The organism is Thermodesulfobacteriota bacterium, from assembly GCA_034189135.1.
Lineage (GTDB): Bacteria > Desulfobacterota > Desulfobacteria > Desulfobacterales > JAUWMJ01 > JAUWMJ01.
Map to the genome: position 1 here is coordinate 1 of JAXHVO010000035.1, position 13,888 is coordinate 13,888.

At 44.6% G+C, this 13,888-nt stretch carries 15 protein-coding genes and 1 pseudogene; 5 read left to right on the top strand and 11 right to left on the bottom strand.

Features of this window, described 5'->3' with window-relative positions:
• A pseudogene (locus SWH54_05215) lies at positions 1–157 on the bottom strand (AAA family ATPase).
• A 416-nt stretch (positions 158–573) separates the two neighbouring features.
• Here SWH54_05215 and SWH54_05220 point away from each other — a divergent pair.
• Positions 574–708, top strand: a complete 135-nt coding sequence (locus tag SWH54_05220) for a hypothetical protein (GenBank protein MDY6790652.1) — start codon at positions 574–576, stop codon at positions 706–708.
• A 13-nt stretch (positions 709–721) separates the two neighbouring features.
• Here the strand turns inward: SWH54_05220 and SWH54_05225 are convergent, their stop codons facing one another.
• The 4 genes from SWH54_05225 to SWH54_05240 form a co-directional block, all read right to left on the bottom strand.
• Complete coding sequence (locus SWH54_05225; GenBank protein ID MDY6790653.1) at positions 722–1,057, bottom strand: HigA family addiction module antitoxin; 336 nt, start codon at positions 1,055–1,057, stop codon at positions 722–724.
• A gap of 9 nt (positions 1,058–1,066) precedes the next feature.
• Entirely contained in the window at positions 1,067–1,345 is a 279-nt protein-coding gene (locus tag SWH54_05230; GenBank protein MDY6790654.1) for a type II toxin-antitoxin system RelE/ParE family toxin, read from the bottom strand.
• Positions 1,346–1,685: 340 nt separating this feature from the next.
• Positions 1,686–3,068 carry an FAD-binding oxidoreductase gene (locus tag SWH54_05235; GenBank protein MDY6790655.1) on the bottom strand — a complete coding sequence of 461 codons (1,383 nt, stop codon included), beginning with the start codon at positions 3,066–3,068 and terminating at the stop codon, positions 1,686–1,688.
• A gap of 404 nt (positions 3,069–3,472) precedes the next feature.
• Positions 3,473–3,631, bottom strand: coding sequence for an MGMT family protein (locus SWH54_05240; protein MDY6790656.1), 159 nt, complete (start codon positions 3,629–3,631; stop codon positions 3,473–3,475).
• 633 nt (positions 3,632–4,264) lie between these two features.
• Between SWH54_05240 and SWH54_05245 the strand changes: the two genes are divergently transcribed.
• Complete coding sequence (locus SWH54_05245) at positions 4,265–5,032, top strand: ankyrin repeat domain-containing protein (GenBank protein ID MDY6790657.1); 768 nt, start codon at positions 4,265–4,267, stop codon at positions 5,030–5,032.
• Between the two features lie 22 nt (positions 5,033–5,054).
• Here SWH54_05245 and SWH54_05250 read toward each other — a convergent pair whose 3' ends face one another.
• The 6 genes from SWH54_05250 to SWH54_05275 all read right to left on the bottom strand — a co-directional run bounded on the left by SWH54_05250 (position 5,055) and on the right by SWH54_05275 (position 9,855).
• A complete protein-coding gene (locus tag SWH54_05250; GenBank protein ID MDY6790658.1) occupies positions 5,055–5,258 on the bottom strand; it encodes a 4-oxalocrotonate tautomerase family protein in 204 nt (67 codons plus the stop codon).
• A gap of 71 nt (positions 5,259–5,329) precedes the next feature.
• Positions 5,330–5,719: a DUF488 family protein gene (locus SWH54_05255; protein MDY6790659.1), complete on the bottom strand. Its 390-nt coding sequence runs from the start codon at positions 5,717–5,719 to the stop codon at positions 5,330–5,332.
• 83 nt (positions 5,720–5,802) lie between these two features.
• Positions 5,803–6,447, bottom strand: a complete 645-nt coding sequence (locus SWH54_05260) for a DNA-3-methyladenine glycosylase 2 family protein (GenBank protein ID MDY6790660.1) — start codon at positions 6,445–6,447, stop codon at positions 5,803–5,805.
• A gap of 81 nt (positions 6,448–6,528) precedes the next feature.
• Positions 6,529–7,281: a class I SAM-dependent methyltransferase gene (locus tag SWH54_05265; GenBank protein MDY6790661.1), complete on the bottom strand. Its 753-nt coding sequence runs from the start codon at positions 7,279–7,281 to the stop codon at positions 6,529–6,531.
• 204 nt (positions 7,282–7,485) lie between these two features.
• Positions 7,486–9,024: a DUF1302 family protein gene (locus tag SWH54_05270; protein ID MDY6790662.1), complete on the bottom strand. Its 1,539-nt coding sequence runs from the start codon at positions 9,022–9,024 to the stop codon at positions 7,486–7,488.
• 3 nt (positions 9,025–9,027) lie between these two features.
• Entirely contained in the window at positions 9,028–9,855 is an 828-nt protein-coding gene (locus SWH54_05275) for an outer membrane lipoprotein-sorting protein (protein ID MDY6790663.1), read from the bottom strand.
• A gap of 607 nt (positions 9,856–10,462) precedes the next feature.
• Between SWH54_05275 and SWH54_05280 the strand changes: the two genes are divergently transcribed.
• Genes SWH54_05280 through SWH54_05290 form a run of 3 tightly spaced genes read left to right on the top strand, consistent with a single transcriptional unit; the run spans position 10,463 to position 13,887 of the window.
• A complete protein-coding gene (locus SWH54_05280; protein MDY6790664.1) occupies positions 10,463–12,070 on the top strand; it encodes an ABC transporter substrate-binding protein in 1,608 nt (535 codons plus the stop codon).
• Positions 12,071–12,113: 43 nt separating this feature from the next.
• Entirely contained in the window at positions 12,114–13,055 is a 942-nt protein-coding gene (locus SWH54_05285; protein MDY6790665.1) for an ABC transporter permease, read from the top strand.
• Positions 13,045–13,887 carry an ABC transporter permease gene (locus SWH54_05290; protein ID MDY6790666.1) on the top strand — a complete coding sequence of 281 codons (843 nt, stop codon included), beginning with the start codon at positions 13,045–13,047 and terminating at the stop codon, positions 13,885–13,887. The genes SWH54_05285 and SWH54_05290 overlap by 11 nt, the downstream gene beginning before the upstream one ends.
• The last annotated feature ends 1 nt before the right edge of the window (position 13,888 follow it).

The window sequence follows — 13,888 nt, forward strand, 5'->3', positions numbered from 1 at the left end:
TAATCAGCTTTTTATCATGCAGTTCAATATTGGAAAGAAGACGAATTTCTTCAAGGAGTTTATGGTTGAGCCTCTGGGCTTCATCAATTATCAAAAGAACGTTTTTATTTTCTGCATGTGCGTTGTGCAGAAAATCTTTTAGATGAACAAGAAAATCTCCCTTGCTCTCAAACTTTTTATTAAGGTTGCGGGACGCCCATCAAATTATAAGATTCTATTCATCCAAAAACCTTCCTGAATCGCATTCGCGATTGAGTTACGAATGATGAGTTTTAAATTTAAGTTAAAAAATCGTATTTTTTCCTTTCATTCGTAACCCATCAAAAAATTCTCACATAATCATCAAACACAAAAACCTTATTGCGTTAACGGTCGGTCGCTTCAACAAGTTTTTAAGTAGAAACAAGTAAATTTTTTCGCTGCGTAGGATATCATATTATTTAAAAATTGTCCAGAATTCTAAATATTTGACAGATTTACTGGATGGACCCAATTTATTTGATGTATGGAATGCAACCTGCCTGGCTGAATAGTTGTAATTTTTGCACCGGTTATTTTTTGCGGAAGTTTCTGATGATAAGATTCTGCGCTTTGGACGAAATGGGGGTCCAGGCTTCGCCTTCGGCTACGCCCGGCAAGCAACTGGTTTCACAAAACAGGCGGCCATTGTCGCCGATATTTCTATACCTTACAGGACCGCCTGACTGATCTCCATATTTTGTTATACCATAGCTTCATGCGTTTTGGTTGTCTGCATATCCTGCACCGGTAAGATGCGACGTTCAATATCAGACCAAATATTGCGCTTAACGACTCTTAAATCATGTTCAGACTGGAGATTCAGCCAAAATTGTGCCTCAATTTTAAAGTAACACTGCAATCTTAAAGCGGTATCTGCTGTAATAGCACGTTTGCCATTGACGATTCCACTTATCCTGTTGGGAGGAACAGCAAGATCTCGTGCAAGTCTATTTATGCTAATACCCATTGGTTCCATAAAATCTTCCCGCAGAATTTCGCCCGGGGTAATAGGATCGAGTAATTCTTTTGTATTCATCTTTACACCTCAATGATAATCTAAAATTTTAACGTTATAAGCATTATTGTCTTGCCACTCGAAACAAACACGCCATTTTTTGTTAATGCTGATAGCATATTGCCCTTTTCTGTCTCCTCCCAAGGCATGGAATTTGTTTCCTGGATTTAGCTTTAAGGCATCCAGACTTGGAGCAGCATGTAAAACCATTAACCGTTTTCTTGCCTGCCGTTCAAAAGATTGGAAACGTCTCACTCGTTGGTCATTGAATAATTTCTCTGTATCTCGGCAGGAAAACGACTTAATCATTAACAGATGGTATTACGTGACGGGTATTATGTCAAGCGGATTATTTCCATGGGGGTTTAATACTTTAGAGCTATTGCACAAAAAGGCAGCCAGGATATTTCGAAATAGCGCAAAATTTTGATAGCTGTTTTGCCGCACAGTGCTTTTTTGATAAATTTTTAACATATCGATATCATAGATAAACAGGTATGGTTGATAAGATTGGTGTCTTATCTCTATCCTACCAGACTGTTACCCAAATTGTGAAGAAACAAACATAGGCGGATTTACAATACGCTCCAGCAAGTGAAATACAAAGGCAGTCTTTGAATTTTTCAATAGCCGGTTGCAGATACCGGCTTTAAAATATTTTACCGGGGTTCAGGATATTGGTGGGATCGAACAGCTTTTTTATTTTTTTCATCCATTCAAGGCTGTGGCCATGTTCATCAGCCATATACTTCTTTTTCCCAATGCCCACGCCATGTTCTCCGGTGGCGGTACCGCCAAGTGATAAAGCTGCTGCAACCATTTCATGGCTGATATTGTCTATCAAATCCCAATCTTTTTGGTTTTGCTTTTTCCCTGCAAGGCAAAGATGGATATTCCCGTCCCCGGCATGGCTAAACGCATAACCGGTCAATCCTGCCGCATCTGTCATTTCACGCGCTTTAGAAATCATGTTGGCATATCCTGTTATGGGGACAGCCACGTCCAGTATTTGTACATTGCAGTCCGGATGATTTTGAAAGATCATTTCCGCCAATTCATGTCGTGCTTCAAACAGGCGATCCCTTTCATCTCTGCCCAAACCGGAACGAAATTCGCTACAACCTGAATCATGACAAATCTCTTGAGCCATTTTAAGCGTTTCTGAAAGATAGGTCACCGAAGGACCGTGAAACTCGATAAAAAGAGTCGGGGCTTCAGTCAGCCCAAGTCCCTTTTTATTATTGATCAATTCAATACACTCCGTACTTAAAAGTTCCAATGCCGCCGGATCGAGCCCGTATCTTCTGATCTGATACACCGCTTTTCCTGCATCAGTAATGTTTGGAAAGCTCACAATGGCTGCAGAAAATTCCTGGGGAAGACCGGTCAGTTTCACGGTGGCCTCAACCACAATCCCCAGAGTCCCTTCCGAACCCACAAACAGGTGAATCAAATCATATCCTGAAGATGTTTTTGACGCCCGGGTGCCGGTTTCAATATAGCTGCCGTCGGCAAGCACAATGGAAAGTCGTATCACATAATCCTTGGCAGATCCGTAGTGAACCGTCCTTGTTCCGCTGGAATTATTGGCGATGATACCCCCAATGGTTGCCCGCGCGCCAGGATCAGGAGGGAAAAACAGCCCTGAATATTTCAATTTTTCATTCAGATCCTGATAAATAACCCCCGGCTCCACATCTGCCTGGAAATCCTTTGCTCTGATATCGATAATCCTGTTCATTTGAGAAAAATCGAGAACGATCCCGCCGCTCACAGGAATCGGGTTTCCTTCCAGACTTGAACCCGATCCCCATCCGGTGATGGGTAGGCGGTTTTTATGGGCATATTTTAAAATTTCCGCTACCTCAAACCTGTCAACAGGCCATATGACCGCTTCAGGCATGGATGGCGGATGATGAGACTGGTCCTTTGAATGGAGATTCAGATTGGATTCCCCGGTGGAAAAACGATCTTTTGCCACGATCTTTTGGAGATCTTTCTTATGCGTTGAAGTTAAACGATTATAATTCATTTATCACACCAGTTAAAGTAAAGGGTTTAGATCAGGAAAGGCGATCCGCCTGAGATGGATGAACCGCCGACAACCAAATATTTAGCGCTTTGGTTTTGGAAAAGATCCAACAGGGCTTTGGGGTTGCATTCAAAACCGCCACATAACATACTAATATAACAACCGCTTTAAAGCAATGACAAATAATTCAGGATTATCTCCAAAAGAGTTGGATTGATCCTATAGGGTCAAGTGAAATACATCTCCTAGGAGAATCGAAAAAGAACTTCTTCAAAATTCTTTACTTTTCCTCTGTGGAATTCGATCCCTTCATCTTTGAGCATGTTTATCTTTTTCCGTATCGCAGTTCCCGATGTCTTTCCTTGAAATCCCCCAATCCGACCGGATGTGGCAATAACCCGGTGTCAGGGCACCTCGGGCGCATATGGATTTTTTCGCATGGCCTGCCCGACCCCGCGATATGCTCTGGTTTTCAGCGCGTGGGCAATTTCTTTATAGGTCGTTACACGCCCTTTAGGCACCTTCCTTAAAAGATCGTATGCTTTTTCAGCAAAGGTTTTCATTTTTTCCTCCCCTCTTCATCGGTATAATAAGAGCGTCCGCTCCCTCTATACGGCATTTTCGATATTTGTGATATGCGTTGGCGGCTCTCAGGCAGATTCTTTCGCCATTTTCGTTATTAACCCAGCTATCTAAAGCTGCTTTTAATGTATAAGCTTCTGCTACCAGAAAGCCTGTGGTTAAAAATAAAGGGTTTGAAGCTGTCTTTCATATTGGCTCAAAATAAGATTTACTTTTGCAAGCGAATACCATGACGTCAACATTTTTATTTGATTTTTTTAATCTGAATAGATGGGAATGTTCAATCTATGGCCGACCTGATAGGATCGCTGAGCCCGCCGGCTTGTGCCAAAATCGGGAAAAAGGAGTGTCTGGTTATGGACTCAATAAATGGAGACGTAACACAGACATACTTCTGGTGCCCAAGGGTGCTTGCTTTTAGCCAAATCATAGCAAAATCCATCTTGACATAAGATCGTGCATAAGGTAAAATAAATTCACTTGTTTATATGAGAATAGACTTTTGGTTTTAGCACCCGCTACGGATTGGGTTTCAAGCGGTTATCGGGTGCAATTTTAATTTTTCCTGCTTCGATATCAAAAAGGGAATTGTTATCATTTTGAAGGAGAAGAAGATGATACGCCATCGATCTTTTTTCTTGATCCTCATCATGTCACTTCTGATATCGGTCCTGCAGATGGCCTCCAACACTTTTGCCAACCCGCTTTCCGAAGCTCTCATTAAAGCGACAGAGTTAGGTGATCTGGCCAAGGTAAGAGAACTCCTCGGCCGCGGCGCAAATGTTAATTTTTCTGATAGGTCTGGTTGGACCGCTTTAATCAAAGCCGCACATAACGGCCACACCGACATCGCTCAAGAGTTGATTGCTAAAGGTGCCGATGTAAATATAAAGGAAAAAGCAGGGTGGTCTGCGCTGATGCAGGCAGCACAGTTTGGACATGTGAAAATCACCCAAATGCTGTTGGCAAAAAAGGCCAGAGTCAACGAACAAAGCATCCACGGCTCCACTGCCCTGATGTTTGCGTCTAACAACGGACATGCCGATGTTGTCACCGACCTGTTGAAATATGACGCTCTGGTAAATACCAAAGACCGCTCAGGCACCACGGCATTAATGTTTGCCGCCCTCGATGGTTATGATACGGTGGTTAGAAAACTGATCGAGCATTCGGCAGACCTAAATATCCAAAACGACTCCGGAGAAACCGCCTTGATTTATGCGGTCAAATTCGGCCATGAATATGTCGCACGCATACTGATTGATCATTGCGCCAATCTAAAAATAAAGGACGCTGACGGTCTCACTGCTTTGGACTATGCCAAACAGAACAACAATTCCCGAATCACTCAACTGATAATGAATGCAAAACCATGTAATTAGAGGTGGTTTTGTTATTGGTTAGTTATTGCCCGCGCGTTCTTCTGATACTAACTGTCTCTCCACCAATGCCCCAATTATCGGTTTGAACCTCATCTATCACCACAACGGTTGTTTGAGGATTTTTCCCCAGAACATTTCGCAGCAAATCAGTGGTTCCTTTTATTAATGCTGCTTTTTTCTGTGGAGTTACCCCCTCATTGGTTATTTTGATGTTAACGTATGGCATCGACGATTTCCCCTTCACCTTTATGCAGAAAAATGATTAATATGCGACTGTACAAGAAGATAGGCTATCCTTCAGGATGTAAGTTTTGCCCCTCTCTCCACCAATAGCTCGCGAAGTATCGACCTGTGGCAGCGCGCTTCATTTTCACAGTAGCAACCCACGGACAGGTTGGTCTCATGCGATAGTGCAGCCAGCAGGTCAAGAATTCTGCTCTTGTCGGGATGGGCCATCTCCTTACGATATTTCCTCACAAATACCGCCCACTCTTTGTCTGATTCAGCAGCTTTCCCCAGCTTCATGAGTTCAGCGCTGGGGGCCACATTGGGGAGCCACACATCGTACCAGTTCTGCGATGCGAATTTGCTCTTGGGTACACCTCTTGGTGGACGTCTCACCGTGCCTAGGCGCAGTCCTTCCCCCTGAGACCTGTTTGTACCGAGACGTACAATTTTAATGGCCATTACATACCTCCTCAAATAGTAGTATCCGCTTACCATTCTCCACAACGTGCATCAGGAGTCCGTTGGACGTGCGGATAGATTGATCATGATCTGCCGCGTTCGCTGAGATAAAAATGCCAAAGGATTCTTGCCGCCACCGCCCGCCATGGCCTCCAATGGGCTGCGATGCTGTCTACCTCTTTATAGCTTGGAATGGAATCCAATCTTCTCAATTCCTGGATGGCTTTTGCCAAAGCAAGATCACCCGAAGGCCACGCATCCGATCTGCGCAGTGAAAATAGCAGATAGGTATCGGCTGTCCATGGTCCAATTCCTCTTAATTTCATTAATCTTTTTCGAGCCTGATTGTTGTCCATAGATTCAAGATCTTCCAAACCGAAATCTCCAACCCTAATTTTATGGGCCAGATCTCGGACATATGACGCTTTCTGGCGACTAAAGCCTATTTCCCTTAATGTGTTGTCATCCAGGGATAGGAACGTTTCAGGAATGATTGAACCGGTTACATTTTCCAACTTGACGAATGCTGCCTGTGCGGATTCCAAAGAAACTTGCTGGGACAGAATGGCAATTACCATACCGGGAAATCCAGGCGCATGAACCCAGAATGGAGGGTGACCCCACTTGGAAACAGCTTCGCCAAGATCTGACTCACGCATGGTTAACTCAGATATACCCCGATTGTATGTTTTATCAGTCAGTGTCGGAGGACTGGATGATTTGCTCATTTGAATACCAATTTTTCCGTCCGATTGAACCGTGCGGCATGGCTTTTCTGCGTCCGCACCGGTGATTTTAGCGTCATTTCACTATACAGCTTTCAAAATATAAAACGAATATCCGTAATATTTATCATACGTTTTAAAGAGCTTCATTTCTTCTTCAGTTTCATTAATAACGGATTGCATGCTTCTGTCCTTCGAGCACTTTAACGATTTCATATTTTCTTGAAGTGGTCCATAGTAATTATCCCACCAAGCCTTTGACGGCAAACGGTGAATTCCCAAAATCTCGAAACCTGATAAATTTGCATAACCTGAGTTTTCTGCTTCTGTACCGATGGTGGGGTAGGCATTTTGCATATAAGCTTGTACGGGTTCCGGCACTTCACTGGTGAAATAGTTCATTTCAGAAATAACAGCAATTCCATTAGCCGCCATCAATGGTCTCCACGCTTTCAGCGCACCTTCAAATGTCAGGTTATAAGCGGCTCCCTCGGACCAAAGAAGATCAATGGTTTCTGGTTCCCAATCAAGACTTCCCATGTCGCATTCGATAATTTCTACCAAATGTTCAAGTCCTCGTTGTTTTGCTCGCTTTAACAGTTCATCAAGAAATTCTGGCGAGAAGTCTACTGCCCGTACCTTTGATTTAAATCTGTCAGCCAAAAATAGTGTCCCTGTACCGGCACCGCAACCGATATCAGCTATACGTGGATTTTTTGGTAACTCTGTAATCAGTGAAAGTATATGTTTGGAAAAATTTGTATCACCCGGACCTTGCCTCTCAAGACCGAGATGTAATTTTATAAGTGCCTGAATATAATTCTTTTTCTCTTCCATTTGGAAAACTCCTGTTTTATAAATTGGGATCATCCCCAAAAGACTTGGAGAAAAGGGCCCCGCCTGTGGACGGATTTACACTGCATTCCAACAAAGGGATCCAGGCTTCGCCTTTGGCTACGCCCGGCAAGCAAGGGCTCCAGGGGTTAAAGTGAAATATGCTATGATTACTTAAGGTTATACCGATCAGTTACCGTCTGACGACTAAAAGCTGTATTTAATTTGGCAAAACAGGCGGTCATTGTCACCGATATTTCTGAACCTTGCCAGATCACCGGACTGGTAGAGTACCACACCGCCTGTGATTTCAATAGAATCGGTCACATCGTATTCAGCGGAAATCCGTTGAAAAGCACCATCCTGACCTGTTCCGTTAAATGTGGATGCCAACAGCGTTAAGCTAAGGGTTTCATTTAGAAAATCCCTGGTCAATCTAAACACCCATTGAAATTCATCCTCCCGGGCCTCGTCCGGTGAAAGTTCCAACACATCGTCGAAATTGTTTATATGTCGGTTGACTGCTTCAATGCTTACCGTGGTATCTTTGAAACCGGAATATTCTATTCCGGCCAACACATCCGTTCTGGAATACTCTTTGTCCGGCGAATTGAAAAATTCGAATCCGTCTAGGTAGGCCGCCTCTGTTTTTACCAGCCAGTTCCCCAATGCGACGTTAAAGGCGGAACCAACCATTTCCAGGCGGGCATGTTTCCACTCGACTTGAAGAGGAAGGCCGGTGGATATCCGTTCCACATGCGGCATGTCGTTATAATAGTCGGCCCAGTAAAAGGATATATCCCATCCACTGAAAATTCCATTGATGGCAGCCGCATATTCGGTGTTTTTGCCACAGGAGTCCGGCTTATCTTCATGCGGTGGCGGACTGGCGGACGGATAAAAGTCGCTGCCGTATTCCGGGTTTTTGTTAAAACGGATCTCATGAACGGCGATGCCTGTCAGGCTCCAGTCAGCAAAATAATAATCTAGCCTGGACATGGCAACCGGTAGCCGCAGATCTTCGATATCGGTTAAGCCCGGTTCCCGCATGTCCAACGGATTGAGCACATCGGTCACCCGAATGTTGTCCGATTTTCCCCACACCACGATCTGACGACCGAGTTTAACATCGAGGCTTTTGGTCAGGTTTCCCTGAAGGTAGGTTTCACCCAGCTCAATTTCTTTTTCATAATGGTCCAGCACTTCATCGGTGAATTCATCTCTGCCTTGAATGGCATAGGCAAAATCATATGTCCCTTTGCCGCTGACGCGCGCCTGCCATGAACTGGAAAACTTGGCATTTAATTCAACATTAAGTCCTGCCCGCAGCCGTGACAGTCCGCGCCAGTCGGTTTCATTTCCCTGTGGCTTATCATGGGCAAAGTTGTAGGAAGCACCGAGTTCGACATCCCCGTTTAAATCGAAAATAGACGGTTTGATTTCATTTGGCGGCATCTCAGGTTTGGCCTCGGGGGAATCATCATCAAACCCGTCCAATAATTCATCGCTGGCTTTGCTGTTTGGGGCATCTTTTGCTTCATCATCAAAACCGTCAATCGCGTCTTGAATGGTATCGGCAGGCACACCCGGGTTTTTATCATCGAAGCCATTGAGGATTTCATCCAGTGTTTCATCCTCTGCAGAAAAAGCAGGCTCCGGCAATAACAGGGCAACCGTCAAGAGGAAAACAAAACATGCAGCAATGATGTGATTTCGCCGCCTCGGGTTTTTCGTATTGACTTTCAAGCCCTACAGCCCTTTTTCCATTCTTCGAACGGAGAACAGATCAAATTCAAGGCCTTGGTTGAATTTTACCTTGCTTAACCTCAGAATGGTTTTGTGCACGGTGTTTCTGCTCTTTTTTTTGGTCACCTGCATCTCGGTTGCCACCCAAATTCCGTCGATCAGATCGAGACGTTTAACATCCATATACTTCTTGTAGCCGCCGTCCCGAACCCAGTGAAGGGCCCGTATCACAAAAAAATTGTCCTGCCGCACAAAAAGAAGTGATTTTTCATACCCGGTTTCTTCAATGACATCCTTTGAACGGGGCACCGACCAGATGACCCATGTTTTTGCTCCTTTTACCTCTTTTTCTTTGGCCTTTTCATAAAAAGTATAATCATAGTCCTCAAGGTTGCGGGAGGTCATATCCGAATAGGTCAGGTCCGAACCCATAAAGCTACCGCTTTTATCGGTGGATGCAATCCGCTTGGTTTTCTTAAGTGCGGGAAGGTACAGCCACTGATCATCATCTCTATCCGGGTCGTCATAATCAAAAGTAAGGAACGCCGTATCTTTAACATCCGCCGGATGTAGAAAGAACATTAAACGAAGAGTATCCTCGTCTTTGTCTTTGCTGAAGGTGTGGATTTTACGTACCCTCTGTTTTCCTTTTTTATCGATCAAGATCATTTCCATCTCGGAAACCTGGTTGTTGCCGTCGTCCCGTGCATCTACCTTTTCCATAATGGCCCGTGCTTTGGGATCATCTGCCAAGGCGCAGGGAACTGTAAAAGATAATGCCAATAAAATGATCAAAACCGATGTTTGGCATCTTTTGATTGCTTTGCTCATGATGGTTCTCCTTTTAAGCCCGATATGATTTAACTTAGATTTTCTTTTTTAAACCCTTTGCTAAATAAATATCAACCCATTTTACCGTGATATCCCTATGTTGATCCTCACAGTTACCTACTATGCTCTTTATGCGTAATCTATGCCTTCAAAACATTACTTGGAAGTTAAAAGCATCCTCTTCCCAAGATTCTGCTTATCCGCTTGACTTGTTGGTAAGATTCAAGAATGACGCAATTTTGCCGCTCATTCAAAATGTCTTTAACCTGACCAAAGGCAAAAAGCCAGGGTTAGCGGTGGTGCTGTGAAATTTTTGTAAATTCATCCTGGCACCCTAAAACACAAAAAGGGAAGGCATGGTATCCCTTTTAGAAAAAATGTCAATTTTCCATATCATCCATAGCACATTGAACATACCGTTTAAATTGTCAAAACAAAGTTTGACATTTTCTTTTTCTCAGACTATATGTCTGAATATAAAACCCCGGCTAAGAAAGCCGGAAGCCTAAAAAATCAGTTTAATTCTGCTTAGATTCAACAGCCACGAAGGCTTTCAAGGTTAGAAAACCTTAAGTTCTCGTGGCTTTTTGTTTTTAAGGAGGAGGAAATGAAGATCATAAAAAAACGATTGTTTTGTAAAACTGCTTTGCTGGTAATGGCGCTTATTCTTTCAGGACCGGCAATTTATTCAGTCCAGGCCCAGGTGGATGAAATCCGTATTGCAGACAGCAAAGGAGACTGGGGCTATCCAAACCCCTATCGGCATTATCCGCGTGGACCGGGTTATGTTCGTATGAGCTGGGTGTTTGATTCTCTTTTATGGAAAGATCAAAAAGGGTATGTCCCTGCTTTGGCAAAATCCTGGAGCTACCACCCGGATTCATTGAGTTTTAGCTTTACGCTCAATAAAGGCGTCAAGTGGCATGATGGTAAACCTTTCGGCCCGGCGGATGTGGTATTTACCGTTAATTACTTTAAAAAGCATCCGTACAAGTGGGTTCCCATGGGCGACGTTTTAGATGCGGAAGCGATTGGGCCAAATAAAGTGATTATCCGGCTGAAAAAACCCTATGCCCCTTTTCTGGCTTATGTTGGCGGCGTTATGCCGATTCTTCCCAAGCACATCTGGCAAAGTGTTGCACAACCAAAAAAATGCAACGATGCAAAATGCTTTATCGGTACCGGGCCATATAAATTTATTGATTTCAACAAAGCCAAAGGAACCTATCTGTATGAGGCGTTTGAAGATTACTACCAGGGCAACCCCAAAGCAAAACGCCTGATATACATAAAAGCAAGCAAACCGCTTATGGCTCTATTATCAGGAAAAGTCGATCTGGCCAATATTAAACCGGACATGGCCGGGACACTCAAGAAAAGGGGAATGGTTATTCTTAAAAATGCAAGGGGCTGGAACAAAAAGCTGATGATCAATCATCACATTCCACCCTTTAATAACAAACGCTTTCGAAAAGCCCTGGCTTTTGCAATTAACCGGCAGGAAATCATAAACAAGGCACACCGAGGCTTCGGCTCTCCGGCTTCTTTTGGACTTCTCTCACCGGACCATGAGTTTTACAACCCCCACACACCGTCATATCCTCCCAATCCGTCCAAAGCACGCCAAATTCTGGAATCACTGGGCTACATGAAAGATGCCCAAGGATTTTATATAAAGGATGGCCGGCCGCTGAAGATTGAAATTTTATCTTCAAACATTAGCGTTGCCGGTGAGTCCGTGACAGACAGGGACGGCGAAGTAATCAAACAACAGCTGCAAAGCGCCGGCATCAGGGTTGACCTGGTCCATTTGGAGCAGGCAACCGCGGACGCAAAGATTATTAAGTGGAATTTTAACCTTGCCATTTCCGGACACGGTGGATTGCTGGGGGATGCAAGGATCCTCAACCGTATGATACACCCCAAGGTCACCGGTTCGGTTAACTCCGCACGCTTCGGAAAAAATAAAGAACTTCTCAAACTGCTCAAGGATCAGCTGGCTGAGATGGATGTTGAAAAACGTAAGGCCCTTGTATTCAGGATACAGGAAATATATGCGGATGAGTTGCCGGCTATATCACTTTATTATCCGGCATCTATGGCCGCTTATAATCCAAAACAGGGAATTACTTGGTACTACACCAAAGGGGGTATCGGCCTAGGTATTCCTATTTCTCAAAACAAGATGTCGCTTTTAAACAAAAACCAGCTATAAGATGAACACCCATTCAACTCATTTTACAACCAGGAAGCTCGGTTTGACGGTTACCTTTGCCCTGGCCGCCCTGGTTATGATCTATCTGAGCTACGCTTTGCCGCGTTTTTTACCTGGCGATTTCGTTACAGCCATGTATGCCAGCTCGCCGGTAACACTTACCGTCGCACAGGAAGCTGAGCTCAAATCCTTTTACACCCAGGACCCCGGCTTTGGCCACTACCTGCTTAAGCTGATTAAACTCGACTGGGGATATTCCTATTCTTTTTTAACCCCTGTATCCGCTCTCTTTTTTGAGGCCCTTCCCTGGACCCTGCTGTTGCTTGGATCGGCTCATATCCTTTCCGTCTGTATCGGATTTATCACAGGAGTGGAAGCCTCCTGGAAGCAGGGAAGTAAACTGGAAAAGGGATTTGTCGGCGGTATGACTCTTTTGGAAGGCATCCCGGAAATCAGTACCGGAGTTATCTTTATGTTTATCTTTGCCTTGAATCTGCAGTGGTTTCCGGTTGGGGGAGCAGAGACGGCCTATGCAACGATTTCTTTATGGGAACGGATCACAGACATCGGTCACCATCTGGCTCTGCCCCTGGCCACGCTGGTTCTCGCTTATACGCCGGGCAACTTCTTGCTGACCCGCAACAGCATGATGCTGGTTATCAAATCGCCTTTTATAACAACGGCCCGTGCCAAAGGGTTGGCCAACCGAAGGATAAAATATGCCCATGCAGCCAGAAACGCTTTGCTGCCCCTTTTCACCCGGTTCGGATTGCGGCTGGCTTTTATGATTACCGGTGCCCTGGTGGTAGAACGAATTTATTCCTATCCCGGTTTGGGTACACTGCTTTTCAATGCAATTCAGGCAAGGGATCTTCCGGTTATTCAGGCCATCGTTCTGATTTCTTCATTAATGGTTTTAACCATTATTCTGCTTCTGGAGCTTGTTTATAAATACATTGATCCGAGGATTAAGTATGACCGTTAATCAGTACTTAAATATATACAAAGACGCATGGTTCATTACCGGATTTGGCCTTTCAATCCTATTTGCGGCTACCGTTCTGTTGGGGCCGTCTCTCGTTCCTTATGATCCCTGGGATATGTCTTTCTCTCCCATCTCACCCCCTTCAACGGAGCATTGGCTGGGTATTAACGATGGTGGACAGGACATTTTTTCAGAGCTTATCTTTGCTATTCGCAACACGGTCACTTTTGGACTGCTAAGCGGCCTGGTTACACTGGGGGTTGGAGTGGCAGTTGGTGTGCTGGCCGGCTGGTTGGGCGGATTTATCGATATGATCCTGATGCGCCTGGCAGACGTTTTGATGGCCATTCCTGCCATCATGATACTTATTATCACAGCCGCCCTTTTCAGGCCGTCGCCGTTTGTGCTTTCCTTAATCCTGGCCGGTTTGATGTGGCCAACCATTAGCAAAGCGATCCGTGCACAAACCCTCACTTTAAGAGAAAGCCTTCATGTGAAAGCGGCTGCTCAGATCGGAGGCGGCAACTGGTATATCATACGCCGACATCTTATGCCCGAAATGTTTCCCCTGTATCTCATCGGCCTTGCAGCCAAAACCAGGATGGCCATGTTCATGGAAGCATCCCTGGCTTTTCTCGGGCTTTTCGATCCCAGCCGCAAATCACTTGGTATGATGATCGTTTATGCAGTAAAATATTTTTACCTGGATATCTGGTGGAACTGGCTTTTACCGCCGATTGCATGTCTGTCCTTATTGATTATGGCCGTTACCTTTCTCGTAATAAGTGCAGAGAAAGCGTTTGATCCGCGTCTTAAAGAGGTTATGGGATAAT

Coding starts and splice junctions, on each gene's coding strand:
- SWH54_05220 (MDY6790652.1), top strand. CDS start 574: ATGATAAGATTCTGCGCTTTGGACGAAATGGGGGTCCAGGCTTCGCCT.
- SWH54_05225 (MDY6790653.1), bottom strand. CDS start 1,057: ATGAATACAAAAGAATTACTCGATCCTATTACCCCGGGCGAAATTCTG.
- SWH54_05230 (MDY6790654.1), bottom strand. CDS start 1,345: ATGATTAAGTCGTTTTCCTGCCGAGATACAGAGAAATTATTCAATGAC.
- SWH54_05235 (MDY6790655.1), bottom strand. CDS start 3,068: ATGAATTATAATCGTTTAACTTCAACGCATAAGAAAGATCTCCAAAAG.
- SWH54_05240 (MDY6790656.1), bottom strand. CDS start 3,631: ATGAAAACCTTTGCTGAAAAAGCATACGATCTTTTAAGGAAGGTGCCT.
- SWH54_05245 (MDY6790657.1), top strand. CDS start 4,265: ATGATACGCCATCGATCTTTTTTCTTGATCCTCATCATGTCACTTCTG.
- SWH54_05250 (MDY6790658.1), bottom strand. CDS start 5,258: ATGCCATACGTTAACATCAAAATAACCAATGAGGGGGTAACTCCACAG.
- SWH54_05255 (MDY6790659.1), bottom strand. CDS start 5,719: ATGGCCATTAAAATTGTACGTCTCGGTACAAACAGGTCTCAGGGGGAA.
- SWH54_05260 (MDY6790660.1), bottom strand. CDS start 6,447: ATGAGCAAATCATCCAGTCCTCCGACACTGACTGATAAAACATACAAT.
- SWH54_05265 (MDY6790661.1), bottom strand. CDS start 7,281: ATGGAAGAGAAAAAGAATTATATTCAGGCACTTATAAAATTACATCTC.
- SWH54_05275 (MDY6790663.1), bottom strand. CDS start 9,855: ATGAGCAAAGCAATCAAAAGATGCCAAACATCGGTTTTGATCATTTTA.
- SWH54_05280 (MDY6790664.1), top strand. CDS start 10,463: ATGAAGATCATAAAAAAACGATTGTTTTGTAAAACTGCTTTGCTGGTA.
- SWH54_05290 (MDY6790666.1), top strand. CDS start 13,045: ATGACCGTTAATCAGTACTTAAATATATACAAAGACGCATGGTTCATT.